At 58.9% G+C, this 355-nt stretch carries 1 protein-coding gene; it reads left to right on the top strand.

Features of this window, described 5'->3' with window-relative positions; genetic code table 11:
• Nucleotides 1-355 (top strand): immunoglobulin-like domain-containing protein (locus tag EE949_RS08405; protein WP_164666730.1); only part of this gene is annotated, 355 nt, incomplete at both ends.

Raw genomic sequence — 355 nt, 5'->3', positions numbered from 1 at the left:
CCATCGGCGAAGGCGGCAACATCGTCTACACCGCCAGCCTTGTGGATAAAGACGGTGCGCTGGTGACTAACATCACTAATCCGCTGAATGTCACCCTGGATAACGGCAAAACCATCACCATCGGGGTGAACCAATCCAGCGGCACGGTCACCACTGTGGCACCGAACGACGTATACAAAGGCGATCAAACCGTCACGACCGCCATCAAAACCGTGACCGGTGGCGAGCATTTCGAGAACCTGGTGCCAGGCAACACAGCGGTCAATACCACTGTGACGGACACCCCGGGCAGCACGGATCTGACCAGCGTCACGCTGAGCGCGCCAAGCGCCGTCAACGAAGGTGGCCAGATCAC

The sequence above is a fragment of the Pseudomonas viridiflava genome, from assembly GCF_900602065.1.
In the GTDB taxonomy this organism is placed as follows: domain Bacteria; phylum Pseudomonadota; class Gammaproteobacteria; order Pseudomonadales; family Pseudomonadaceae; genus Aquipseudomonas.
The sequence above is the reverse complement of the archived record's forward strand: the minus strand, read 5'-3'. Positions and strand labels throughout refer to the sequence as shown.